We start from the raw sequence: 22,744 nt of genomic DNA, 5'->3' as shown, positions 1-22,744 counted from the left end.
ATCATCATGCTTGAAATCGATTTCACAATAGGGTAACTGATGCGTCAATCTCAAATCGATCGCACCGCTGTAAACCTGCGATCGCGCAGCTTTAGCAATCGCGATAACAGCTTTGCCACTGCTCGCGACCTGGGAACGTTTACGAGTTTTTCGACGCAAACTTCGATTCGTGCCAGCGGTGTGATTGGTCGCTCCGATCGCAAAGATGTGATTAAATTCACCCTTGCACCTGGCGTTTCAGCATCTAGCAGTTCTGGACGACTGATTGTTCGCGGCGGCACGCTGACCTACTCGCTCTATGGCAGCGTTGACGGCGGACGACCCCAGCAACAATTCACGCGGCGACTGCCGCCAGGAACCTATCCATTTCCCAGCACCTCGTTTGACGCGCTGCCGTTTTCAGTGACGGCCTATGCCGTGTTCGATCGCCCCACCGGAAATGTTCGCTATAACTACCAAGAAAGTTACCGACCCTAATTCGGTTTTGGCGCAACCCAACATCCACTGCCGCTGAGTAGAACGGCTATCCTGGAGGAAAGCGCGATCGACTAGATATGACTCAACAACCCGCTCGAATTGTCATTCTTGGTGGAGGCTTTGGTGGCCTCTACACGGCTTTGCGGCTGAACGAACTTCCTTGGAGCCAAACGCCGGAAATCGTTTTGGTCGATCAGCGCGATCGCTTCTTATTCTCGCCGCTGCTGTATGAACTGCTGACGGGCGAACTGCAAACCTGGGAAATTGCGCCGCCCTATGGTGAACTGCTGGCGGATACGCGGATTCGGTTTGTTCAGTCTGCGGTGTCGAGCATTGATGTCGAGGGAAAGCGCGTCCAGCTTGAAGCCGGAACCACGCTGGAGTTCGATCGCCTCGTCCTCGCTTTGGGCGGCGAAGCACCCCTCGAAATTGTGCCCGGAGCCGAAGAATTTGCGATTCCGTTTCGCACCTTGGAAGATGCCTATCGCTTGCAGGAACGCTTGCGCCAGCTTGAGCAGTCGGACAAAGACAAAATTCGCGTGGCGATCGTCGGGGCAGGCTACAGTGGCGTAGAATTGGCCTGCAAGCTGGCCGATCGACTCGGCAGTCGGGGCAGATTCCGCATCATCGAAAAAAGCGACAAAATTCTAGCGACTTCCGCCGACTTCAACCGTGAGGCAGCAATGGAAGCGCTCAACGATCGCAAAGTCTGGATCGATCTTGAAACTGAAGTCGATGCGATCGCGCCTGACACCATCTCACTTTCCTACAAAGGTCAGATCGATACAATTCCTGTTGACATCGTGCTGTGGACTATCGGCACGAAGGTCGCTCAGGTCGTTCAAGATTTGCCGCTGAAGCACAATCGGCGGGGACAGGTGGTTGTGACACCGACGCTGCAAGCGGTGGATGCGCTGGACATTTTTGCGATCGGCGATTTGGCCGAATGTCGAGATGCCGACGGTCAACTTGTTCCTGGCACAGCGCAAGCGGCGTTTCAGCAAGCGGAATACTGCGGCTGGAACGTTTGGGCGAGCTTGAGCGATCGACCTTTACTGCCGTTCCGCTATCAGTATCTTGGCGAAATGATGACGCTGGGCACAGATGACGCGACGTTCAGCGGCTTGGGAATCAAGCTCGACGGGCAGTTGGCGTATGTAGCGCGGCGGTTAGCCTATCTGTATCGGATGCCGACATTTGACCATCAGCTTAAGGTCGGCCTCAACTGGCTTGCACAGCCGATTCGCAAACTGCTTGCCTCTTGAACTCGCACTTCTGCGATAATCGCTGCTGTGGCGTTAGTGGCATGAATGGCAGATCGATCGCGCAGCGCAGAGGGAACGATATCGCAACCTCAGGTGATTTTTCTCGATGCCGTCGGGACGCTGTTTGGCGTGCGGGGCAGCGTTGGACAGGTGTATAGCGATCTCGCGCAGCAGTTTGGCGTCATGGTGAATCCAGCTATTCTCGATCGCACGTTTTTGGAAAGCTTTCGGGGCGCTCCGGCAATGGCGTTTCCGGGCGTTTCACCTGCCGATGTGCCCGATCGCGAATATGCCTGGTGGTGGGCGATCGCCGCGCAAACCTTTCAGCAGGCCGGAGTTTACAGCCAGTTCAAAGATTTCGAGGCGTTCTTTGCCATTTTGTATGACCACTTCACGACGGCTGCACCTTGGTTTGTCTACCCGGATATCTATGCCGCGCTGAGCCATTGGCGACAGCAAAATATCGAGCTTGGCATCATCTCGAATTTTGATTCACGTCTGTATGCGGTTTTGACGGCACTCCACCTGTCGGAATATTTTTCCTCGGTGACCATTTCAACAGAGGTGGGAGCCGCGAAACCTGACGCAAAAATGTTTGAAACGGCCTTGGCGAAACACGATTGCGCTCCGGAAGCGGCATGGCATATCGGTGATAGTCTCAGAGAAGACTATGAAGGCGCGAAAGCAGTGGGGCTGCGATCGATTTTGCTTCAGCGAGAGGCAACGCCTGCTTCGCAAACTCCTGTTCGTTGAGGCATGGCAGAAGCCTATACTGAGGCTGGGTCTTCAGCCGATCGCATCGTCAATGTAATATAGATCCACAGTAATCCCACCTGCAAACTGTAGATTCAGTCCAGCGGCGTCGGGTTCGATCGCATCACTAGCTAGAGGTTCACTTCAGTGGGCATTGTTGTTGAAAACGTTTCCAAGCATTTCGGTAGCTTCCAGGCCGTTGACCAGGTTGATCTAGAAATTAAAACGGGTTCGCTCGTTGCCCTGCTGGGGCCATCCGGATCAGGAAAATCAACGCTGTTGCGCTTGATTGCCGGATTGGAAATGCCCGATACAGGTCGAATTTTGCTGACGGGCAAAGATGCCACCCACGACAGCGTCCAAGACCGCAACATTGGCTTTGTGTTTCAGCACTATGCCCTGTTCAAGCATTTGACCGTTCGCAAGAACATTGCGTTCGGCATGGAGATTCGCAAAACGCCGAAAAATCGCGTCAAGGCTAGAGTCGAAGAACTGCTGGAACTGGTGCAGCTTGGCGGCATGGGCGATCGCTATCCCTCGCAGCTTTCTGGTGGACAGCGGCAACGGGTCGCCCTCGCTCGCGCTTTGGCCGTCGAGCCGAAAGTGTTGCTGCTCGATGAGCCGTTTGGCGCACTTGATGCCAAAGTCCGCAAAGATCTTCGCGCTTGGCTGCGTCGCCTGCATGACGAAGTTCACGTCACAACGGTATTTGTGACGCACGACCAGGAAGAAGCGATGGAAGTTGCAGACGAAATCGTGGTGATGAACAAAGGCCGAGTTGAGCAAATCGGCACGCCTGCTGAAATCTACGACAATCCGGCCAGCGCTTTTGTGATGAGCTTCATTGGCCCGGTCAACGTGCTGCCCAGTGACTCCCACATCTTTCAAGGGAACGGCTTCGAGTCGGCTCACCCAAACGTTTTTCTGCGTCCGCAAGACGTGCTGGTGGATATTCACCCAAACGGCACAACGGTTCCCGCTCGCGTCAGCCGCTTGATTCACCTCGGCTGGGAAATTCAAGCAGAACTGACGCTCGACGACGGGCAAGTTGTGACCGCACATTTGACTCGCGATCGCTACGACGAACTTAATCTTGCTCCTCAGCAGCGCGTCTACGTGAAGCCAAAGGAGGCGAAAGCATTTCCGCTGTACTACTCGATCTAGGGCATGTTTGAATTCTGATCGCTTTGTTGCCGTCTTGTTTCGCTCCAATTCTCATTAATGAGGATTGGAGCGAAGCAAAGCTGTTAAAACACTTTCTAAGCGGTTGGCGATCGAGCCAGCCCAGAAATAATTAGAGTAGAGCTGCTTTGAAGATTCGCAATTTGTGACTAGAAGCGATCGGTTTCAGGCAGTTCGCCGTTGCCCAGTTGCGGGAACAGGTTACGCGCCGCATCATTCTGATAGATGCAGTCGATCTTGGGTGCAGCCGATTTGTCGTTGATGTCGCCCGTGTAGCCAAAGGTGTTCATCCGCTGCCGACATTCGCGCACCTGCTGATCGGTGACGAGGTTCGGTCGCTCCAAAATTGCCCAGTTATTGCTGCGTAAGACACATCCGGGCTGCATTGAAGGCTGCGACACATACACGTTAAACGGGTTGAGTGTCACAAATGCCCGCATGTCCATCGTGATCGCACTGGCACCGTACTGCACACACAGTTCTGCATTTGGAGCACTGCGATCGATCGCTTCACGCGACGCAATATTTCCCGTTGTGTTGCTCGCTACCGTACTGAGCGACATGCCGATGCCAATGCCGATCATCAGCACAGCGGCCAAAATTGCCATTGTGCCAGCATTGAGCGTGGCGGCAAGGCCAGTTTTGGGTGCGGGCGGTTCGCGATAGTCAAGGTCGCGATCGCGGGAAGAGGTTCGAGCGGGCGGTTTACGTCTCATAAGCTCTAAAGATACGCAGTCAAGGTTATCCAGCTTCGTTCTTCCAGTGTAGAACCTGGAGGAAAGAACGTCAGGTTTTACCTCAGCATTGCAGGCTAGAAGAATTAATTTGCAATTCTTAAATGAATCGATCGAAAATGCAACAATAAAGAAATTGTTGAGTTGCGTTTTATTGTGGCTGCGCCCTCTATTCAACCGTCGATCAGTTTTAACCGCCGCTTCAAGCGATCGATCGCCCGGAACATCCTATCCGACAGCCTCACGGTTTTCTGGGGCGACTGGCTCGATTTGCGCGTTCGTCTGCCGCAGGTGATCGCCTCCGGCCTCATCTCCCCGATTATTTATATTGTTGCCTTTGGACTGGGTCTCGGCAGTGCGCTCGACTCAGTCATGCGTCCGACTGCGGGCGCAAGCTACTTGCAGTTCATTCTGCCGGGCATGGTCGCCTTGTCTTCAATGACCATTTGCTTTGGCGGCACGACCTTTTCCATTTGCGGCGAACGCCTTTATAGCAAAACGTTTGAAGAAATTTTGCTGCTGCCCGTGCATCCGATCGCCCTGTTCCTCGGCAAAATGCTCGCTGGCATGGTGCGCGGCCTGATGACATCGGGCGCAGTCATTATCCTTGCCTTGATTGTCACGCGCCAGTGGACGTTCGTGAGTCCGCTATTTCTGCTGCTGCTCATCCTCAACTGCGCCGTTTTCTCTGGACTGGGCGTCATTGTCGGACTGAACGTCAAATCGCTCGAAGGCGTCGGCCTGCTCAACAACTTTTTGATTGTGCCCATGTCTTTTTTAGGCGCAACGTTCTTCGACCCCGCGACGCTGCCTGCTGCTTTAAAAGCGATCGTCTACCTCCTGCCGCTCACCTACACCAGCATCGGCCTTCGCGCTGCGGTCTTCCAGCCGTTGAGCGAATTTCCCTGGTACAGCATTCCAATTTTGCTGATCGTTGCGATCGTGCTGGGTGCGATCGGCGCTCGTCAATTTTCAAATCAGCAAGACTAAGGTATTAGAGAATTCGGAGTTCGCAATCCTAAATTTTGACTTCCGAACTCCGAATGACGAATGACGAATTACACACACTCCCATGCCTTCTGACGATCTCCGCGCTACTCGCCTTGAAAAAGCTGCTCAGCTTCGCGAACTTGGCTTCAATCCCTACACGTACCGCTGGGAAATTACGCATCATGCGGCTGAGCTGCAAGCAAAATATGCCGATTTGCCTGCGGGTGAAGAAGTGGAAGGCGAAGTGTCGATCGCAGGCCGAATCATGGCGCGGCGCGTCTTCGGCAAGCTCGCATTCTTCACGCTGCAAGACGAAACTGGAACGATTCAGCTTTATCTGGACAAGCAGAAAGTGCAAGATGGCATGAGCGCGATCGATCCTGACGCTTTCGGCCACCTGAAGCAGCTTACGGATGTGGGTGATATTTTTGGCGCAAAAGGCACGATTCGCCGCACGGAAAAAGGCGAACTGTCGGTCAACGTCGCGCAGTATCAGATTCTCACCAAGTCGCTCTTGCCGTTGCCGGACAAATGGCACGGGCTGACGGACGTGGAGAAGCGCTATCGCCAGCGCTATGTAGATTTGATTGTGAATCCTGAAGCACGCGAAACGTTTCGGCGGCGGGCGCTGATTACCAGCGCGATTCGGCGGTGTCTCGATCGCCAAGGCTTCATCGAAATTGAAACGCCCGTTTTGCAATCAGAAGCGGGAGGCGCAGATGCCCGCCCGTTCATCACGCACCACAATACGCTGGATCTGCAACTGTATCTCCGCATCGCCACTGAACTGCACCTGAAGCGGCTTGTCGTCGGCGGTTTTGAGAAAGTGTATGAACTGGGTCGGATTTTTCGCAACGAGGGCGTTTCGACCCGCCACAATCCAGAATTTACCAGCATCGAGGTTTATCAGGCGTATGGCGATTATTTCGACATGATGGCCTTGACCGAAACGCTAATTCTCGAAGCGGCACACGCCGTTCTTGAGTCGCTGCAAATTTCGTATCAGGGCAGTGCGATCGATCTCACCGCGCCTTGGCGCAGAGCGACGATGATCGAACTGGTTCAAGAAGCAACCGGAATTGACTTCACGCCGCATCTCGGTCAGGCCGTGACGCCGGAACTGATGGAGCAGCTTGAGACGGCGGGCGTGGCGATCGAAAAAGACGTGACGGGCGCTTTTTCCGCTGGTCGCTTGCTGGCCTCAGCGTTTGAGCAAAAGGTGGAAGAAACGCTGATTCAGCCGACGTTTGTGATCGACTATCCGATCGAAATTTCACCTTTGGCAAAGCCGCATCGATCGCAGCCCGGACTGGTCGAACGCTTTGAGCTTTACATCGTCGGACGCGAAACGGCCAACGGCTACTCGGAGTTGACCGATCCGATCGACCAGCGAGCGCGATTTGAAGCGCAAGCCGCCCGCAAAGCAGCGGGAGATCTTGAAGCGCAAGGCGTCGATGAAGATTTTCTGACTGCTCTGGAGTACGGACTGCCGCCGACGATGGGCATGGGCATGGGGATCGATCGACTGGTGATGCTGCTGACCGATTCCGCCAGCATTCGCGATGCGATCGCGTTCCCCTTGCTGAAACCGGAAAAGCCCGATGCAGAAATCGGACAAGATTGATCGGATCAAGGGTTGACGTGCGAAACGGGCGGGCGATCGCCTGAAGTTCATTGGGCAACAAAACCTAAAGATTTCAGACGCTCTCTAAATCCTCATGGTTAGGATAGGGGACGAATCCTTTCTGATGGGAATGCTGAATCCGGGTTTCGATCGAAATTCCAGTAAGCAACTTTTAGGTTGTCCACTCTTTTTGAGTCTGATGAAAAATTCATTTCGCTTTGCTTTACTTGTCACCGCAACTTTGATGCTCGCTGCTTGCGGCAGAACCAACGTTGCCAATAATTCGACTGCACCTTCACCTGCTGCTTCTGCGCCTGCCGAAAGCCCAACCTCAGGAGCGTCGCCGAGTGCCCCCGTTCCGCTTCCAGATGATGAAGCAGCATCCACGCCCAGTCCGCAAGCTTCGGCTCCTGCCAATGCAGGCAACGGCCAAACCTATCGTCAGCCACAAGGCTTGTTTGAGATTTCGTTTCCAGCAGGCTACACCTATCGCGAAACCGACAGCACTTTGACGTTTTCATCAAGCGATGGCGGCTTTGGCGGCGTGGTGGAATATGGCTCGGCTGAAGGCAAACGGCTGTCTACCCAACAGCTTGAAGACGCCCTCAAGCAGGGCTATGAAGACCGCCTTGAGCAAGTATCCTGGCAGGATACGCAGCTTCAGCCCGACGGCAGCGTCCGCGTGGACTGGATAGGCCGCGACAAAGAAGGCCGCGATCTCGACGCGATCAGCTTCATTGAGCAGCGTGGCGACACGATTTTCATCTTGAATCTGTTTGCTGTTGATAAGCCCTACAACGACTACAACGACGATGCCGAAGCGATCGTCGGCACCTACCGCGTCAAACAGCAGTAAACCAACTTGCCTTCCTCAGCGATCGCCTCTCTCAAATCAAGGCGATCGCTTTGATTCACCGGGATCAATGCGCTGAACTCAAATTCCGGCTAAAAGCTCAAACCCATTGAAATGGGTTGGCATTCTCATTCCGTTTTGGGGCTTGAGCTTTGGAAATTCATTTTCGGCTGCCATTGCGTCAGTCCTGGTTCAGCTAAATTGGTGCAATAAAAAAACTGCGATCGCAGGGTTCGATCGCAGTTCGATCGCGCAATCAACCGCTTACTCGACCTCTTTAATGCGCGTTTTGTTCTCCAAAATCGTCTTAAAGATCAGCGTCACAACGGCCAGCAGCGCCAGCAAGACGGCAGCCGAGAAAGCAGCCTGCGTTTCATACTGCTTGTAGGCTTCTTCGACAAACAGCGGCAGGGTTTGCGTTTTTCCGGCAATATTGCCCGAAACAACTGAAACCGCGCCAAATTCGCCCATGACGCGAGCGTTCGTCAGAATCACGCCATACAGCAAGCCCCAGCGGATATTTGGCAGCGTTACCCGCCAAAAGGTTTGCCAGTCACTTGCACCCAAAATGCGAGCCGCTTCTTCCTGATCGGTTCCGGCTTCTTCCAAGACGGGAATTACTTCCCGCGCCACAAACGGCAAGCTGATGAACGCACTCGCCAGCACCATCGCAGGCGTGGCAAACACAATCTGGACATCGATCGATCGCAAAAATGGCCCAAACCAACCCACCCGACCATACAGCAAAATAATCATCAAGCCCGCCACAACCGGAGACACCGCAAACGGCACATCCAGCAAACTGATCAGCAGTGTGCGTCCGCGAAAGCGATTGCGGGCAATCACCCAGGCGGCACACAAGCCAAAAATCGTGTTTAGCGGCACGACGATTAAAGCAATAATCAGCGTCAGCTTGGCGGCATGAACAAAGCTGCGCTCGCTCAAGTTGTGCAGAAACGGCCCAACGCCGCGATTAAACGCCTGCACAAACACATTCACAGTCGGAATAAATAAAATCAGCAGCAAATACAGCAGCGCCACACCGATCAGTGCCCATTTTGACCAGCGAATCGATCGCGCCTTTGGAGTCGCCGCCGATTGTGGAACCGATGCGATCGAACTACTCATAGCGTTTTCCCCAAGCTTGCAACAGGTTAATCACCAGCAAAACCAGCAGCGACAAAACCAGCAAAACCGTTCCAATCACGGTTGCGCCCGCATAGTCAAACTGCTCTAGCCGCTGAAAAATCAAAACCGCAGAAATCAAATCTCGAAACGGCACATTTGCCGCCACAATCACAATTGATCCAAATTCGCCAACCGCTCTGGCAAAGCCCAATGCCACTCCGGTCAGCAGGGCAGGCATCAAGGGCGGCAAGACAACGCGCCAAAAGGTTTGAAATTCCGAAGCGCCCAAGCTCCAAGACGCTTCCTCGATTTCTTTTTCCATTTCCTGCAAGACAGGCTGAACCGATCGCACCACAAACGGCAGCGTGATAAACAGCATCGCGAGTCCCACGCCCAAGCGCGTAAACGCCACCCTGATGCCAAACGGAGCCAGCAGCGACCCAATCCAGCCATTTTCGCTGTACACCGTTGCCAGCGTGATTCCGGCTACGGCAGTCGGGAGGGCAAACGGCAGATCGATCGCCGCATCAATAAATCGCTTCAGCGGAAAGTCATAGCGCACCAGCACCCAAGCGATCAGCAGACCAAACACGCCATTCACCAGGGCAGCAACCAAAGCGGTCACAAACGTCACTTCATAGCTAGATAGCGCCACTGGCTGAGTTGCAATTCGCCAAAACTCAGCAGGCGAAACCGTAGCCGACTTGAGGAGCAATGCCGCAAATGGCAACAGCAGCAACAGACTCATGTAAACGATCGTGATTCGCCAAGGCCAAGATCCAAGCCAAGGTCGGCGGCGGCGCGATCGAGCAGTGGGAAGGGAGGAAACAGCCATAGGGAGTTCGGGTGTTGGGTGTCGGCAGCAGCGGTAGGGAGTGGGGGTTTATTGATTGTTGAGGGAACGAGGATCAAGAATCGGCAATCAGCCAACAGCTTATCGCGATCGCTGACACTCGATCCTCACCTCCTCAACTACGACTTGCCCACCTGAGCTTGAATTTTGTCGAAGACCGCGCCGTCATCAAAGAATTTCGTTTGGATTTCTGCCCAGCCGCCCATGTCTGCCGCAGTAAACAAGTTGTTCACTTTGGGATGGTCGGCAGCAAATTCGCTTTCGACAGTGGCATCAACCGATCGAAATCCGACTTTCGCAAATTCGCGCTGCGCTTCGGGCGTAAACAAAAACTCGACAAAGGCTTCGGCCACTTCGCGATTTCCGTGCTTTTCAACGTTGGCATCGACAACGGCGATCGGATTGTCGATCGAAATATTCACGTCAGTCGGAATCGTGTAGGGCAATTCCTGACCGTTCAGCTTCGCCAGCAGCACTTCGTTCTCGTAGTTGATCAGCACGTCGCCCTGACCCTGCTTGAAAAACACATCAGTGGCTTCCCGCGCATCTCTCGGCAGCACAGGCACGTTTTGAAACACCTTGGTTGTGAATTCTTCAGCCTGAGCATCCGTGCCGCCTGTTTTCGTCACCGAACCCCACAGACCCAAAAAGTTCCACCGCGCTCCGCCTGACGTTTTCGGATTGGCAGTGATCACCTGAACGCCGTCTTTTGTCAAATCTGCCCAGGTTGAAACGCCTTTCGGATTGCCTTCTCGCGTCACTAGCGCAGCAACAGATTTGGTGACAATGCCGTCATTGGGCGCGTCTTTCTCCCAGCCGGGTTCAATCAGCCCAGCTTCTTGAATTTTGTTGGTGTCCAAAGCAAGTGCAAGGGCAACGACATCGGCCTCTAAGCCGTCGATGACGGCGCGAGTTTGCGATCCCGATCCGCCGTAGCTGGGATTAAACGTCACCTCCTGGTTGTGTTCTGCCTGCCATTTCTCAGTAAACAGCGGAATAATTTTTTCGTAAGCTGCTTGCGTCACGGCAAACGATACGAGCGTGAGTTCAACAGGTTCATTGCTGCCACCCGCTGCACCATCTGCACTATTTCCAGTTTGAGTGCCACCTGCACAAGCGGCCAATGAGGTACTTAGCCCCAAGCCAACCAGAAACAGAGCAATCCAGCGCTTCCAGGAGCGCAGCTTGAGTTGACGTAGCATTTTCGTATTCTTCCTCTTTTTGAATCTACGGTTATTCGGTCGGAATACTGACTTTAGCAGATATCATACAGGCAAATCAGCCATTTAGCACAGCGATCGATCAAGCCTTGCCACTAAAAAAGCCCAAAAATTTGCTATATTAGCGCTGTTGCTGGTGTAGCTCAGTTGGTAGAGCAGCTGATTTGTAATCAGCCGGTCGCAAGTTCGAGTCTTGTCACCAGCTTGGTTGAAAAGCTTATACAGATGTAGAGTAGCAACCAAAGCTTGAAACGATCGGCGGTTGCTATGTGTGCTAGTCAGCGGACGACAACCACAGCGAGAACTGTTGCTATCAATCAATCGTCTTGTACACAGACAAGCGTTCCACCTACAGGTAAAGCAACTGGCGGGAGCGGCTCGATGGCGTAGCTGCCGAAACTTAACAAATCAACAATGAGCAACTTGATTGGGTTCGACCGCTTGCGCTGTTCCACCGGGCACATCAGCACATCAAGCTGGAGCAGTTGCCCATTTACAACAGGCGAGTAGTCTACTGTAGAGATATCCACATCAAGAGAGATGAACCGATGCAAAGTAGCGTCATGCAGCGCAACAACGTGCATGTGCTGGGGCGAGGACGTGAAACCGTCATCTTTGCACATGGCTTTGGGTCAGACCAAACGGCTTGGCGACACCAAGTTCCCGCTTTCGAGTCGTCCTACCAAATTGTGCTATTCGATCATGTCGGAGCAGGTCAATCTGACATGGCGGCCTACAGTCCGCTCCGCTATCGATCGCTCTACAGCTATGCCGAAGATTTGTTGGAACTCTGTGCCGCGCTCAAGCTGTCTGACGTAATCCTGGTGGGGCATTCGGTGAGCGGCATGGTCAGCCTGCTTGCTGCTCTCATTGATCCGAGTCGCTTTCGGCAGTTGGTGTTTGTTGGAGCTTCGCCGCGCTATTTGAATGAGCCGGAAACAGGCTACATCGGCGGGTTTGAGCAGGCCGACCTCGACGGGCTGTATGCGGCAATGTCGGCAAACTACTATGCTTGGGCGAGCGGTTTTGCGCCGATCGCGATGGGAAATCCAGAACGGCCTGAACTGGCGATCGAGTTTGCCAAAACGCTCTCGGCCATTCGTCCGGATATTGCTCAGGCGGTGGCACGAGTGATCTTTCAATCTGACCACCGCGCCGAACTGCCCAAGCTGACGGTTCCCGTCGTGATTCTCCAGTCCAACAACGATGTTGCAGTTCCGCCGCAAGTAGGTCAGTATATGGCTGCTCACATTCCGCAGTCCAAACTGATTCAAATCAACGCTCAAGGACATCTTCCTCATCTCAGTGCGCCGGATGTGGTCACTCAAACTTTGAAAGAATGTCTCGCCGCTTGACTCGACGCTGGCACTTTGTGTCGCTTCGTCATCCCGATCGACTGCCGACCGCGACTCCCTTTGTTCTGGCATTGGCGATCGCGCTGCTGGCAATTGGCGCACTTTCAGGCGTACCGCTGATTTTTCAACTGGCGCTGATCACGTTTGGCTTCTTGACGCTGCTGCCTTGGCCGATCGCGGCGGCTAGCATTTTGGTGGCGATACCTTGGCTACTCGATCGCCCGTCTCTGCGTGAAGCTGAAATTCTCGGCTTGGTTGTCCTGCTCGGTTTGGGAACGCGGCAGTGGCTGCGCTGGCAGGAATGGCAGTGGGCTGCTCAAGGCACGATCGCCAGTTTGCTTCAGCCGGAGACGGCGCAAACCCCACAGCAGTCGATCGCTCAAGCATTAGTTGCGCTGCGGGAGACAACAGATGCAGATGCGGCGATCGCCCTGCGACAGCTTGATAGTGTCACGGCGGAAACGCTGCTGAGCCTGCCGGAAACGGTGCTTCCCTCACGGCTGACTACGCCTGCGCTGTTTGCCGAGGCGATCGAGCAAAACGCCTGTCTTTTCCATCCGAACTATCCGGCCATCCCAAATCCTGCGTCTACTTTGCTAGCTCAAGGTGTGAAATCGCTGGTGGTCATTCCGCTGCGCCAATCCGAGCAGGTGCAAGGAGCGATTCTGCTGCTGTGGTATCGTCCTGTCCGGTTCTCGCAGCGGTTGCAGCAGTATGTGAACTCATTGCGGAGCAGCTTAAGTAATCTCTTGCGCTTTCAAGATGTAACGTTGTGCTTGGAAAAGCTTCAGGCGCGGCTGATTGCCACCCTGGAAACGATTCCGCAAGGTATTGTGTTTTTGGATGAGAACGGCGAACAGGGCTGGATCAATCAAACGGCAGCGATGCAGCTTAATTTGCCGCAAGGTGCGATCGCACCTGCCGCATTTGCTCAGGCCATGACTGCGCTGCGAATGCGGGCAGACAACCAAGAAGAAATTGCAGCTCAAGCGGCTCAGTTTTTTTCACAGCCGCAAGTTGAAATTCGCGATTGGCAGTGGTGCTTTAGCCAGCCGACTCAGGTTTTGAGCTTGTCTAGCACTCCGATTCATCTGCGTCAGGTTCCCGGTCGGCTCTGGGTATTGGATGATATTACTGAGCGCAAGCAGGCCGAAACTGCGCTGCATCAAAGCGAAGAGCGATTTCAACTGATTGCGCGAACAACCAATGATGCCGTGTGGGATTGGGATTTACTCAACGATCGCGTCTGGTGGAACGAAGGCATCGAAACACTGTTTGGCTACTCTGAGGCCGACGTGGGGGCGAACAGTGCTTGGTGGATAAGCCACATTCACCCGGACGATCGATCGCGAGTCGTGTCCAGCATCCAGGCCATAATTCAGCAGGGCGGACAGGCTTGGGTCGGTGAATATCGCTATCGTTGCGCGGATGGATCGTATGCCAATGTCCTCGATCGCGGCTATGTGATGCACCAGGAGGGAAAGCCGATTCGGATGCTGGGCGGCATGACCGACATGACCGATCGCATCCAGGCACAAGAAGAACTCCAGCGTCACTTCCGCAAATCCCAACTGTTTGCGGAAGTGACGCTGAAAATTCGCCAGTCGCTTCAGTTTCAAGACATTCTGCAAACTGCGGTCACAGAAGTTCAAAAAATTCTCAATGCCGATCGCGTCTTGGTCTATCGCTTGTGGCCGGATGGCACGGGCAGCGGCGTTGCCGAAGCAGTCTTACCCGGATTTTCATCGGTTTTAGGCCAAACCTTTCCAAATGAAGTGTTTCCCGAACATTATCGGCAGCTTTACCTCCAAGGACGAGTTCAATCGCTGGCCGATATCCAGCAAGATAGTGGAATTGCTCCCTGTCTGGTTGAGTTTGTGCAGCAGTTTCAAGTCAAAGCCAAGCTGGTTGTTCCAATCGTGGCGAAAGCCGAACTTTGGGGACTGCTGATCGCTCACCAGTGCGATCGCCCCCGCCAGTGGACAAGCTTTGAAATCGAACTGCTCAAGCAACTGGCCGACCAAATTGGAATTGCCTTGACGCAAGCGCAACTGCTAGAGCAAGAAACACGACAGCGGCAAGACCTCTTGCGCTCCAACATTGAGCTTCAGCAGTTTGCCTACATTGCCTCGCACGATTTGCAAGAGCCGCTGCGAATGGTGACGAGCTATTTGCAGCTTTTGCAGCGACGCTATCGCGGCAAGCTGGATGCGGATGCAGATGACTTCATTGGCTTTGCGGTAGACGGCGCGGTCCGCATGAAGACGCTGATCAACGATCTGCTGATGTATTCGCGAGTTGGCACACATGGCAAACTGTTTGAGGCAACGGATTTGAACGTTGTCGTTGAGCAGGCGATCGCCAACCTCAAAATCGCGATCGAAGAAAGCGGCGCGACAATTACCTACCCCACTTTGCCCAGAGTCTTCGCAGATGCCAGCCAGATGATTCAGCTATTTCAAAATCTGATCAGCAATGCCATCAAGTTTCGCGGCGATGATCCGCCTGTGATTGACATTGCTGTCGATCGCCAAGAGCAGGAGTGGCTGTTTTCCGTTCGCGATAATGGCATTGGCATTGAACCGCAATATGCCGAGCGAATTTTCGTGATTTTTCAGCGACTACACAGTCGATCGGACTATGCAGGTACAGGAATTGGCCTATCTGTCTGCAAAAAAATTGTCGAGCGGCATGGCGGTAAAATTTGGGTAGAGCCATCCTCTCAGGGGTCTACCTTTCGCTTTACGCTGCCTGACTCAGGAGAAGCATCATGAGTAGGACAGGCCGCCCGATCGAGATTTTGCTAGTCGAAGACAGTCCTGGCGATGTGCGTCTCACACAGGAAGTTTTGCAGGAAGGCAAGATTCACAACCATCTCAGCGTTGTTGCAGACGGCATACAAGCCCTTGATTTTCTTCACAAGAAAGCACCGTATACCAACACGCCACATTCAGATTTAATTTTGCTCGATCTCAATCTTCCTAAGAAGGACGGGCGAGAAGTTTTAGAGGAGATCAAATCCGACCCGCACTTGAGGCGAATTCCGATCGTGATTCTTACGACCTCGGAGGCTGAGGAAGATATCATCAAAGCCTATGATCTTCATGCCAACTGTTACATTGCAAAACCGATCGACCTCGATCAGTTCATTCAAGTGGTTAAATCAATTGAGCAGTTTTGGTTAACCATTGTGAAACTGCCGCAGGAGTAAAAAGATGGAACAACAATTCATCAAAGTGTTACTTGTAGAAGACAATCCTGGCGATGCTCGACTGCTGCGGGAACTGCTCAAGGAAGTAGCTTCGGTTCAATTTCAAATTAAGCAGGTTGACCGATTGAGTCAAGGCTTACAGGCACTTGGCGAGCAGTGTGATGTGATTCTGCTCGATCTGTCACTGCCCGACAGTCGAGGTCTTGAAACCTTTGTGCGGCTGCATCGACGCGCAATGGCCGTTCCGATCGTGGTTGTCACGGGACTTGATGACGAAACGATCGCGATCAAAGCAGTGCAGGAAGGGGCACAAGACTATCTGGTCAAAGGAGAAGTCAGCAGCGATCTACTAGTGCGATCGATCCGATATGCGATCGAACGGAAGCGAACCGAACAGCGTATTCGCGAACAGGCGGCTCTACTTGATATTGCCACCGATGCAATTTTAGTTTGCGATCTCGAAAGCAAAATTCTGTTTTGGAATCAAGGGGCTGAACGGCTTCATGGTTGGAAGGCAGAAGAAGTTTTAGGTCGATCGGCAAGCAGGTTGCTCTATAAGCCGAATTCGCGACAATTTCGCAATGCATACAGTGTCTTAATGGCCGAAGGAGAGTGGTACGGGGAGCTAGAGCAAACCACGAAAGATAACCGGACAATCCTGGTTGCGAGCCGCTGGACATTGATGCGCGACGAAGACGAAAAACCAAAATCAATCCTGGTTGTCAGTTCAGATGTTACTGAGAAAAAGCAGCTAGAAGCTCAATTTCTCCGCGTTCAGCGCATGGAAAGCATTGGCACATTGGCAAGCGGCATTGCCCACGATCTCAACAATATTTTGACGCCAATTTTGGCAACTGCTCAATTACTGAAAATGCAGTTAACTGAGATAGACGATCGAACTCAGCGAATGCTAGAGATTGTAGAGTCCAACACCAAACGAGGTGCTGCATTAGTTAAGCAAGTGCTGTCTTTTGCGCGTGGGGTTGAAGGCAAACAAACGCTTTTACAAATCAAGCATTTAATTCGAGAAATTCAGCAAATTGCTCAGGAAACCTTTCCAAAATCGATCGAGATTTATACTGATATTCCGGCGAATCTATGGACAGTAACCGGGAACGCAACTCAACTGCATCAGGTGCTGATGAATCTGTGTGTCAATGCCCGCGATGCGATGCCAAACGGTGGAACATTAAGCATTCATGCCGAAAATTTTGTGGTGGACGAGAACTATGCGCGGATGAATTTGGATGCAAAAGTTGGTTCTTATATTGTGGTGATCTTAAGCGATACGGGCACTGGAATTTCGCCTGAGATTATCGATCGAATCTTCGAGCCGTTTTTCACAACCAAAGAAGTCGGCAAAGGAACAGGATTAGGATTATCGACTGTCATTGGCATCGTCAAAAGTCACGGTGGTTTCATTAATGTGACGAGTGCGATCGGTGAAGGCACAACATTCAGAGTATTTCTACCTGCCGTAAATATAGCAGAACCAGCAGAGATTCAAGAAGCTGAAATACCGCTGGGGCAGGGAGAACTGATATTAATTGTGGATGATGAAGCGTCGATTCGTGAAATCAGCCAAACCTCACTAGAAGCCTATAATTATCAGGTTTTGACGGCGCATGATGGCATTGCAGCGATCGCGCTCTATGCCCAGCATCAAAACGAGATTAGCGCTGTTGTGGTTGATATTATGATGCCCATTATGGATGGAATAACGGTCATTCGCACACTCAGAAAGATTAATCCTAATGTTAAGATCATCGCAGTAAGTGGTTTGGCATCAAGCAATCAGCTTGCTGTAGAAACTTTGGGCATTCAAACATTTTTAGCAAAGCCATACACAGCACAAGAACTGATCAAAACTATTCACGAAGTTGTGAAAGCAGAATCTTCTGTGTCGCTGCAAAGCTTATCCATTCAGGAATCTTAGAGGTGAGTCATTTTGAACTCCTGAGCGATCGAGATTGAATGCAGCTCAATGATGACTTATTTAGCTATCAAGCGCACTTCGGTTTATAGAAATAAGCGGCAGTTGAATAAGAATTGCTCGCATCATCTGTCTTGCTTGAGCAGATGCAGGTTGAATTATGAATTGCTTCTCCTGACTGGCTTTCGGTGAATAAGATAGAGCGGCAGATTGGCTGACTCCTGCGTGCGTTACAGATTTTGGAGGAAAGTACCTCTGTCAATTGACAGAGATGATAGAAGAAAATTCTTCAGATTCGGCTGGATGCAGATAAACCAGGGTTTATTGCAGTTGCCAATTTGATGCATCCAATGCCTGTCTCAGAGTCGTAATGAAAATGTTGACATTAAACTCAAGATTCAACATGGCTTCAAACAACAGCTTCGATCGCGCCCAAAATCTCAAAGTTTTGCAACAGAATCGCGTCATTCGCGACACGGCGAGTGCCAGCGACAAAGTGGATTTTTTCAGCTTTCGCATTACTCGTCGCAGCAGCTTTCAAGGCTTGCTGAGAGGACTCCGAAGCAATGTGGATTTGACATTGTTCAACAGCGATCGCCAGCGCATCGCCACTTCCAGGAATCCCAATCGGCAAAATGAGGCTATCAACACCACGCTGGAGCGAGGTCGCTATTTCATCAAAACGACTCGGCAAAATGGTCAAACCGCCTACCGGCTGCGGCTGTCGGCCAGTTCGATCGAGGCGCCGACTGCCACGACTGCGAAGTTTGTGGGTTTAACCAGCGACAACAGTTTGACGCTTTTCAACAGCGACAACCTCACCAACGTCACCAGAGTTGCCCTTACTGGACTGCAAGCTGGCGAAAGCTTGCGCGGCATCGATTTTCGTCCGAATAACGGTCAGCTATTTGGACTGGGCAGCACCAACCGCCTTTACAGCATTGACCTGAGCAGCGGAGCCGCCACGCAAATTGGTCAGCCGTTCGCCGTGCCGCTCAATGGTACGAACTTTGGTTTCGACTTTAATCCCAGCGTCGATCGCATCCGCGTGGTCAGCGATGCGGGGCAAAACCTCCGCTTGAACCCCGACACGGGTGCAGTTGTAGATTCCAACCTGGCGACACCAAGCATCGAGACAGACGGCAACCTGAATGGCGCAACGACTTCGATCGCGGCCACTGCCTACACCGAAAGTTTTGGAGGCGCAACAACGACGCGACCAACCCGACAGCTTGGCATCAACACCACAACCGATCAGCTCTTTGAGCAAAATCCGCCGAATGCCGGAACGCAAATTGCGATCGGTTCGCTGGGTGTTGACTTCAGCGCGTCTGCGGCGTTTGACATCGTTACTCCGCAAAGTGGGGTGAATAACGCTTTTGGTTTGTCCAATTCGTCTTTGTATTCCATTAATCTAACGACGGGTGCAGCGACATTGATTGGCGAAGTTCGAGATTTGACCACGCGACTGAATTTTGTTGGGTTGGCTGCAAGACCCTAACTACAGCCAATGTCGATCGATTCCTCGTCGGGGCACATCACACCTGCCTCGACCCGTCATTCATCTGCAAACAGCGATGATGAATTCTTCGGGTGATTTGAAACCTGACCTCTCAATCGATCGCGCTTCAAACCGGATTGTCCATTACGAATTCGTAATCAAGATGGGCGATCCGGTATGTTTTTGGGGAGCAGTTGCTGATTCGATCGTCACAGCCACTTTAGCGACTAAATCGCGGTTGCGATACACTTCGGGAACCGCGATCGTTTGCGTGAAATTGCCGCGATCGTCCACCTGAAAGACTTTGGTTAAAATTGCTTGTTTCGCATCGGTTGTGTAGGGCGCATTCGGCGTTAATACTGTCCACAATACATATACTTGATCGGCCTGCAAAGGTGGCAAATTTCGCATCTCGATCGTGGCTTCTAAGCGGTTAGGATCAACAGAAACTGTTGCCGCTGCTGCTGAAAGATTCGCATCTGTAGGCTGTAATGAATAAGTTAAAGGAGCAGATTGTGGCTCAACCTGAGTGGTTTGCAAGCCACGCCACAGCCAATAATTGCTGCCTGCTAAAACCGCAATGCAAGAAGCTGCTGCGATCGCCATTGCGCGTTGAGAAAAGCGCCCCACTGCCGCAACAGATCGCTCGTTGGCTTTTGCAAGAATGGTCGATCGCAACTGTGCTGGTGGTGCAATTTCTGACGGGGCATAAGCGAGTTCTAGCGCCTGCTGCATTTGAGCAACTTCAGCAGCGATCGCAGAATCTTGAGCGAGAAGTTGCTCAAATTCTGCGGCTTCTTCGGGTAGCAAGTCGCCCAACACATAGCCTGCAATCAGTTCCTGTTGTTCTGGAGGCAACATCGCCATAAATCACGGTTGAGAAATATTGGTGAGCATTTGGCGTAATTGCAGTAGTCCTCTTCTGGCTCTAGCCTTTACCGTACCGAGCGGAATCTCTAATCGCTGAGCAATTTCTGACTGACTTAGCCCTTCATAATAAGCCAGCTTTAGAATTTGCTGTTGACTTTCGGATAGTTGAGATAGCGCTGTTTGCACTGCTTGAGATTGCTCATTTTGAAATACGAATTCTAACGGCGCATCGGATGCAGTCTCACGCGGATTGCTACGCCAGCGATGCAAAAATGCCAGTGCACTCCGACGCGATCGCAGCCGATCGATCGAGCGCGATCGAGTTAAGACGGCAAGAAATGTTCGCAATGAACCGCGCTTTGGATCGTAGGAACAGCCACGCACCAAGGTAAGAAAAATATCCTGCGTTAAATCTTCGGCTTCTTGGGTGTTGCCGAGCACTTTGAGCGCTAATCCATACACTAGTCCGGCATGACGATCGTACAAAATGCTGAGTGCGTCTGTTTGACCCGCTCTGAGTGCTTGAAATAATTCTGCATCCGTTTGGCTTGATAAAGACATTGGTTAGTGATGCGATGGCTCAAGCACCGTACAGACAGAACGAACTGATTTTTCTCCAGTTTTCATTGTACGTGAGATGTTGAACGCTACACGCCCAGAGAAATGCGATCGCGGTGACTGCATTCCCCCTGAATGAGAATAAAGCCAAATGCGCGGCAGCGAATAACATCAATAACTCGATTGTTTCTCTAGAGATTCTGATCTGCTGCGACGCATTTAGCCTTTTATCAAATTCTCCAAAAACAAATAAAAGACATGCAAACAAACGATCGATTTTCTGTTGCAAATTGAACAAAATCTCTCACAAGGCTCGTGAAGAGAAGAGGTAGACTTCTGCGGCTTCAATACCCAACAATTGTGTGGCACAATCATACATAAATCTTGCCTGTGTACAAATGAGGATAGGAAAGATGAGCACAAACAATCCTAAGCAAGCTGAGGAAGATTGGTTTAGTCGGGGTAAAGAAGATGGCTTGCTCGGTCGCTCCAAACAGCCGCCAGAAACTGATCCAGAGCAAGCAAGTCAGTACGACTTAGGCTATGGAGAAGGCGCGATTCAGCGATCGCTTGCCCAGACTACATCGCCCTCATCAGAGCTGCCCAGTTCATAAGCGGCTGTCGATCTGTCAATCTGATTTCAGCATGGGATAGGCGAGTAAATGACACAGCAAGCTGATTGCCTCAATCAAGCTTTCAAGGCTAGCTCTTGTTTCAACTCCTTCAGCAATTGAGAGAACTGGTTCGCAAAAATCGATTTTTGACTCGTCTTGAGTTCTAGTAATTGTTCGATCGCCTGAGCAATTTCGGATGCTTTGCTGTAGCCAAACGTTCCTAATCCGCCTGCGAGTTTATGGACTTCTTTTTGAGTAATTTGCTGTTGCTGCAAATTAAAATTTCCTGCGTGAATCGATCGCGCTGCTGCTTCCAACACCGTGATTCGCTGCTCAAGCGATTCCCGAAATCGCACTGTAATTTGTTCAATGGCTGCCTTGCCGCGCCGCTCTCGAACAATTCGATCGCCTGCTTGAGCGGATTCTTGTCCGGGTGCTGTTTTGAGCCGATAGCCCAATCCGTAAACGGTTTCAATGAAGTCGGCATTCATTCCAGCAGCTTTCAATCGCTGTCGTAAGTCTTTAATCAAGTTGGTGACAGAACCTTCAACCGGAGTTTCTTCCATTGACCACAAGTGATCGATGATGGCGCTACGGCTAAAAATGCGCTGAGGATTACGCAAAAATAGCTCTAGCAGCGCGTATTCTTTCGGGCGAAGGGCGATCGATTTTTGGTCATAAGTCACCTGAGCGGATGCCGGATCAAGACTGAGCAGTCCCCAAGTCAGTACGGGGGAAGAGGCCACTTTTGCCCCACGCCGCAGAAGCGCTCGCACTCTTGCAAGTAGCTGTGAGTCGTCACAAGACTTGGCGACATAATCATCCGCACCTGCATCCAAGCCCGCAATAATATCTTCGTTGGCGTCCTTGGCGGTGAGCATGAGAATGGGCGTTTGACAGTTGCGAGCGCGGAGGCGGCGGCAAACTTCGACGCCGTTGAGCGTCGGCAGCAAAACATCCAAAACGATCAGGTCGTAGCTCCACTGAGAAGCAAGTTCTAGGCCATCCGATCCATCTGCGATCGCATCGACGGCATAACGATGGGCGGAGAGTTTGGCTGAAAGCAATTCGCTTGTGTCCTGATCGTCTTCAATGACAAGAAGTTTCATGAAGCACCTTTCCCTGATCAGCCTTTACTTGACTGGAAAATAAAGTTTATGCAGGTTCCCTTTCGGCGCGAATCAAACAAGCGAACATCAGATCTAAAGGCTATTTCTTTCCTTGAAAAACGGATCGAAACGCTGAAGTTTTCATCATTTCGGGTCTGACATGACTCACTGGCAGCATAAACTATTTTGCTCAAAACAAAAAGCTGAAGCGTAGAAAAATACACAATACTTCAGCGGAATCATCTAATATCAGCATTCAATATTCAATGACTGAACTTGTCCGTAGTGCGATCGCACAAGTCGCTGAAGCCGCCGACTCTAGTTCTAAATACGTCGGGCAAAATCCGGATCATGGTCAAGCCAATCGTCTAAAGCATCAACAAGGTCGTCAACGTTAAGCTGGCTGATGAGCGGCGTTTCCTAAATGCGATCGCCCGTGTGAATCATGCCAAATTGCATCGCGATCGGATTAGTTTTAATAACCGACAACCGAGCACGAGCAAACAGGACAGAT

21 protein-coding genes and 1 tRNA gene are annotated in these 22,744 nt (G+C 51.8%); 15 read left to right on the top strand and 7 right to left on the bottom strand.

Annotation, left to right across the window (positions count from 1 at the left end; genetic code table 11):
* Positions 1-39 precede the first annotated feature (39 nt).
* From H6F67_RS08290 to H6F67_RS08275, 4 genes are all read left to right on the top strand, one after another.
* Positions 40-477 (top strand): hypothetical protein, encoded by a 438-nt coding sequence (locus H6F67_RS08290; protein ID WP_190765206.1) that lies wholly within the window; start codon positions 40-42, stop codon positions 475-477.
* Positions 478-554: 77 nt separating this feature from the next.
* The gene (locus tag H6F67_RS08285; protein WP_190765204.1) at positions 555-1,742 is read left to right on the top strand and encodes an NAD(P)/FAD-dependent oxidoreductase; all 1,188 of its coding nucleotides are present in this window, start codon (positions 555-557) and stop codon (positions 1,740-1,742) included.
* Positions 1,743-1,787: 45 nt separating this feature from the next.
* Positions 1,788-2,495, top strand: a complete 708-nt coding sequence (locus tag H6F67_RS08280) for an HAD family hydrolase (protein ID WP_199304305.1) — start codon at positions 1,788-1,790, stop codon at positions 2,493-2,495.
* 147 nt (positions 2,496-2,642) lie between these two features.
* Complete coding sequence (locus H6F67_RS08275) at positions 2,643-3,659, top strand: TOBE-like domain-containing protein (protein WP_190765202.1); 1,017 nt, start codon at positions 2,643-2,645, stop codon at positions 3,657-3,659.
* 167 nt (positions 3,660-3,826) lie between these two features.
* On the opposite strand, the gene H6F67_RS08270 is transcribed toward H6F67_RS08275, so the two are convergent.
* Positions 3,827-4,393 carry a DUF3172 domain-containing protein gene (locus H6F67_RS08270; RefSeq protein WP_190765200.1) on the bottom strand — a complete coding sequence of 189 codons (567 nt, stop codon included), beginning with the start codon at positions 4,391-4,393 and terminating at the stop codon, positions 3,827-3,829.
* Positions 4,394-4,594: 201 nt separating this feature from the next.
* Here H6F67_RS08270 and H6F67_RS08265 point away from each other — a divergent pair, with 201 nt between their 5' ends.
* The 3 genes from H6F67_RS08265 to H6F67_RS08255 all read left to right on the top strand — a co-directional run bounded on the left by H6F67_RS08265 (position 4,595) and on the right by H6F67_RS08255 (position 7,881).
* Positions 4,595-5,401: an ABC transporter permease gene (locus H6F67_RS08265; protein ID WP_313926786.1), complete on the top strand. Its 807-nt coding sequence runs from the start codon at positions 4,595-4,597 to the stop codon at positions 5,399-5,401.
* 82 nt (positions 5,402-5,483) lie between these two features.
* On the top strand, positions 5,484-7,025 hold the full coding sequence (gene lysS, locus H6F67_RS08260; RefSeq protein WP_190765198.1) for a lysine--tRNA ligase: 1,542 nt from the start codon (positions 5,484-5,486) through the stop codon (positions 7,023-7,025).
* 199 nt (positions 7,026-7,224) lie between these two features.
* Entirely contained in the window at positions 7,225-7,881 is a 657-nt protein-coding gene (locus H6F67_RS08255) for a lipoprotein (RefSeq protein WP_190765196.1), read from the top strand.
* Positions 7,882-8,142: 261 nt separating this feature from the next.
* Here the strand turns inward: H6F67_RS08255 and cysW are convergent, their stop codons facing one another.
* From cysW to H6F67_RS08240, 3 genes are all read right to left on the bottom strand, one after another.
* The gene (gene cysW / locus H6F67_RS08250; RefSeq protein WP_190765194.1) at positions 8,143-9,006 is read right to left on the bottom strand and encodes a sulfate ABC transporter permease subunit CysW; all 864 of its coding nucleotides are present in this window, start codon (positions 9,004-9,006) and stop codon (positions 8,143-8,145) included.
* Entirely contained in the window at positions 8,999-9,841 is an 843-nt protein-coding gene (gene cysT / locus H6F67_RS08245) for a sulfate ABC transporter permease subunit CysT (protein ID WP_190765192.1), read from the bottom strand. The genes cysW and cysT overlap by 8 nt, the downstream gene beginning before the upstream one ends.
* Before the next feature lie 137 nt (positions 9,842-9,978).
* Positions 9,979-11,061 (bottom strand): sulfate ABC transporter substrate-binding protein, encoded by a 1,083-nt coding sequence (locus H6F67_RS08240; RefSeq protein ID WP_190765190.1) that lies wholly within the window; start codon positions 11,059-11,061, stop codon positions 9,979-9,981.
* A gap of 150 nt (positions 11,062-11,211) precedes the next feature.
* On the opposite strand from H6F67_RS08240, the gene H6F67_RS08235 reads away from it, so the two are divergent.
* From H6F67_RS08235 to H6F67_RS08210, 6 genes are all read left to right on the top strand, one after another.
* Positions 11,212-11,284 (top strand) — tRNA-Thr (locus tag H6F67_RS08235).
* 343 nt (positions 11,285-11,627) lie between these two features.
* A complete protein-coding gene (locus tag H6F67_RS08230) occupies positions 11,628-12,434 on the top strand; it encodes an alpha/beta fold hydrolase (RefSeq protein WP_190765188.1) in 807 nt (268 codons plus the stop codon).
* Positions 12,419-15,208: an ATP-binding protein gene (locus tag H6F67_RS08225; RefSeq protein ID WP_190765186.1), complete on the top strand. Its 2,790-nt coding sequence runs from the start codon at positions 12,419-12,421 to the stop codon at positions 15,206-15,208. The genes H6F67_RS08230 and H6F67_RS08225 overlap by 16 nt, the downstream gene beginning before the upstream one ends.
* The gene (locus H6F67_RS08220; protein WP_190765184.1) at positions 15,205-15,645 is read left to right on the top strand and encodes a response regulator; all 441 of its coding nucleotides are present in this window, start codon (positions 15,205-15,207) and stop codon (positions 15,643-15,645) included. Before H6F67_RS08225 ends, H6F67_RS08220 begins: the two co-directional genes overlap by 4 nt.
* Positions 15,646-15,649: 4 nt before the next feature.
* On the top strand, positions 15,650-17,581 hold the full coding sequence (locus tag H6F67_RS08215) for a response regulator (protein ID WP_190765182.1): 1,932 nt from the start codon (positions 15,650-15,652) through the stop codon (positions 17,579-17,581).
* A gap of 400 nt (positions 17,582-17,981) precedes the next feature.
* Complete coding sequence (locus H6F67_RS08210) at positions 17,982-19,079, top strand: DUF4394 domain-containing protein (RefSeq protein ID WP_190765180.1); 1,098 nt, start codon at positions 17,982-17,984, stop codon at positions 19,077-19,079.
* Positions 19,080-19,223: 144 nt separating this feature from the next.
* Here H6F67_RS08210 and H6F67_RS08205 read toward each other — a convergent pair whose 3' ends face one another.
* Both H6F67_RS08205 and H6F67_RS08200 read right to left on the bottom strand, forming a co-directional pair.
* Entirely contained in the window at positions 19,224-19,946 is a 723-nt protein-coding gene (locus H6F67_RS08205; RefSeq protein ID WP_190765178.1) for an anti-sigma factor domain-containing protein, read from the bottom strand.
* Between the two features lie 3 nt (positions 19,947-19,949).
* Positions 19,950-20,510 carry a sigma-70 family RNA polymerase sigma factor gene (locus H6F67_RS08200; protein ID WP_190765176.1) on the bottom strand — a complete coding sequence of 187 codons (561 nt, stop codon included), beginning with the start codon at positions 20,508-20,510 and terminating at the stop codon, positions 19,950-19,952.
* A gap of 410 nt (positions 20,511-20,920) precedes the next feature.
* Here H6F67_RS08200 and H6F67_RS08195 point away from each other — a divergent pair, with 410 nt between their 5' ends.
* Positions 20,921-21,121: a hypothetical protein gene (locus tag H6F67_RS08195; protein WP_190765174.1), complete on the top strand. Its 201-nt coding sequence runs from the start codon at positions 20,921-20,923 to the stop codon at positions 21,119-21,121.
* A 74-nt stretch (positions 21,122-21,195) separates the two neighbouring features.
* Here H6F67_RS08195 and H6F67_RS08190 read toward each other — a convergent pair whose 3' ends face one another.
* Positions 21,196-22,230: a response regulator gene (locus H6F67_RS08190; protein ID WP_190765173.1), complete on the bottom strand. Its 1,035-nt coding sequence runs from the start codon at positions 22,228-22,230 to the stop codon at positions 21,196-21,198.
* Positions 22,231-22,496: 266 nt separating this feature from the next.
* On the opposite strand from H6F67_RS08190, the gene H6F67_RS28085 reads away from it, so the two are divergent.
* Entirely contained in the window at positions 22,497-22,628 is a 132-nt protein-coding gene (locus tag H6F67_RS28085; protein WP_277874570.1) for a hypothetical protein, read from the top strand.
* Positions 22,629-22,744 lie beyond the last annotated feature (116 nt).

It is taken from the genome of Microcoleus sp. FACHB-1515, from assembly GCF_014696105.1.
GTDB lineage: Bacteria > Cyanobacteriota > Cyanobacteriia > Elainellales > Elainellaceae > JAAUTJ01.
This window is presented reverse-complemented; position numbering and strand designations above follow the sequence as displayed.

Coding starts and splice junctions, on each gene's coding strand:
- cysT (WP_190765192.1), bottom strand. CDS start 9,841: ATGGCTGTTTCCTCCCTTCCCACTGCTCGATCGCGCCGCCGCCGACCT.
- H6F67_RS08240 (WP_190765190.1), bottom strand. CDS start 11,061: ATGCTACGTCAACTCAAGCTGCGCTCCTGGAAGCGCTGGATTGCTCTG.
- H6F67_RS08200 (WP_190765176.1), bottom strand. CDS start 20,510: ATGTCTTTATCAAGCCAAACGGATGCAGAATTATTTCAAGCACTCAGA.
- H6F67_RS08215 (WP_190765182.1), top strand. CDS start 15,650: ATGGAACAACAATTCATCAAAGTGTTACTTGTAGAAGACAATCCTGGC.
- H6F67_RS08205 (WP_190765178.1), bottom strand. CDS start 19,946: ATGGCGATGTTGCCTCCAGAACAACAGGAACTGATTGCAGGCTATGTG.
- H6F67_RS08255 (WP_190765196.1), top strand. CDS start 7,225: ATGAAAAATTCATTTCGCTTTGCTTTACTTGTCACCGCAACTTTGATG.
- H6F67_RS08270 (WP_190765200.1), bottom strand. CDS start 4,393: ATGAGACGTAAACCGCCCGCTCGAACCTCTTCCCGCGATCGCGACCTT.
- H6F67_RS08225 (WP_190765186.1), top strand. CDS start 12,419: ATGTCTCGCCGCTTGACTCGACGCTGGCACTTTGTGTCGCTTCGTCAT.
- H6F67_RS08190 (WP_190765173.1), bottom strand. CDS start 22,230: ATGAAACTTCTTGTCATTGAAGACGATCAGGACACAAGCGAATTGCTT.
- lysS (WP_190765198.1), top strand. CDS start 5,484: ATGCCTTCTGACGATCTCCGCGCTACTCGCCTTGAAAAAGCTGCTCAG.
- cysW (WP_190765194.1), bottom strand. CDS start 9,006: ATGAGTAGTTCGATCGCATCGGTTCCACAATCGGCGGCGACTCCAAAG.
- H6F67_RS08195 (WP_190765174.1), top strand. CDS start 20,921: ATGAGCACAAACAATCCTAAGCAAGCTGAGGAAGATTGGTTTAGTCGG.
- H6F67_RS08280 (WP_199304305.1), top strand. CDS start 1,788: ATGGCAGATCGATCGCGCAGCGCAGAGGGAACGATATCGCAACCTCAG.
- H6F67_RS08285 (WP_190765204.1), top strand. CDS start 555: ATGACTCAACAACCCGCTCGAATTGTCATTCTTGGTGGAGGCTTTGGT.
- H6F67_RS28085 (WP_277874570.1), top strand. CDS start 22,497: ATGACTGAACTTGTCCGTAGTGCGATCGCACAAGTCGCTGAAGCCGCC.
- H6F67_RS08230 (WP_190765188.1), top strand. CDS start 11,628: ATGCAAAGTAGCGTCATGCAGCGCAACAACGTGCATGTGCTGGGGCGA.
- H6F67_RS08290 (WP_190765206.1), top strand. CDS start 40: ATGCGTCAATCTCAAATCGATCGCACCGCTGTAAACCTGCGATCGCGC.
- H6F67_RS08220 (WP_190765184.1), top strand. CDS start 15,205: ATGAGTAGGACAGGCCGCCCGATCGAGATTTTGCTAGTCGAAGACAGT.
- H6F67_RS08210 (WP_190765180.1), top strand. CDS start 17,982: ATGGCTTCAAACAACAGCTTCGATCGCGCCCAAAATCTCAAAGTTTTG.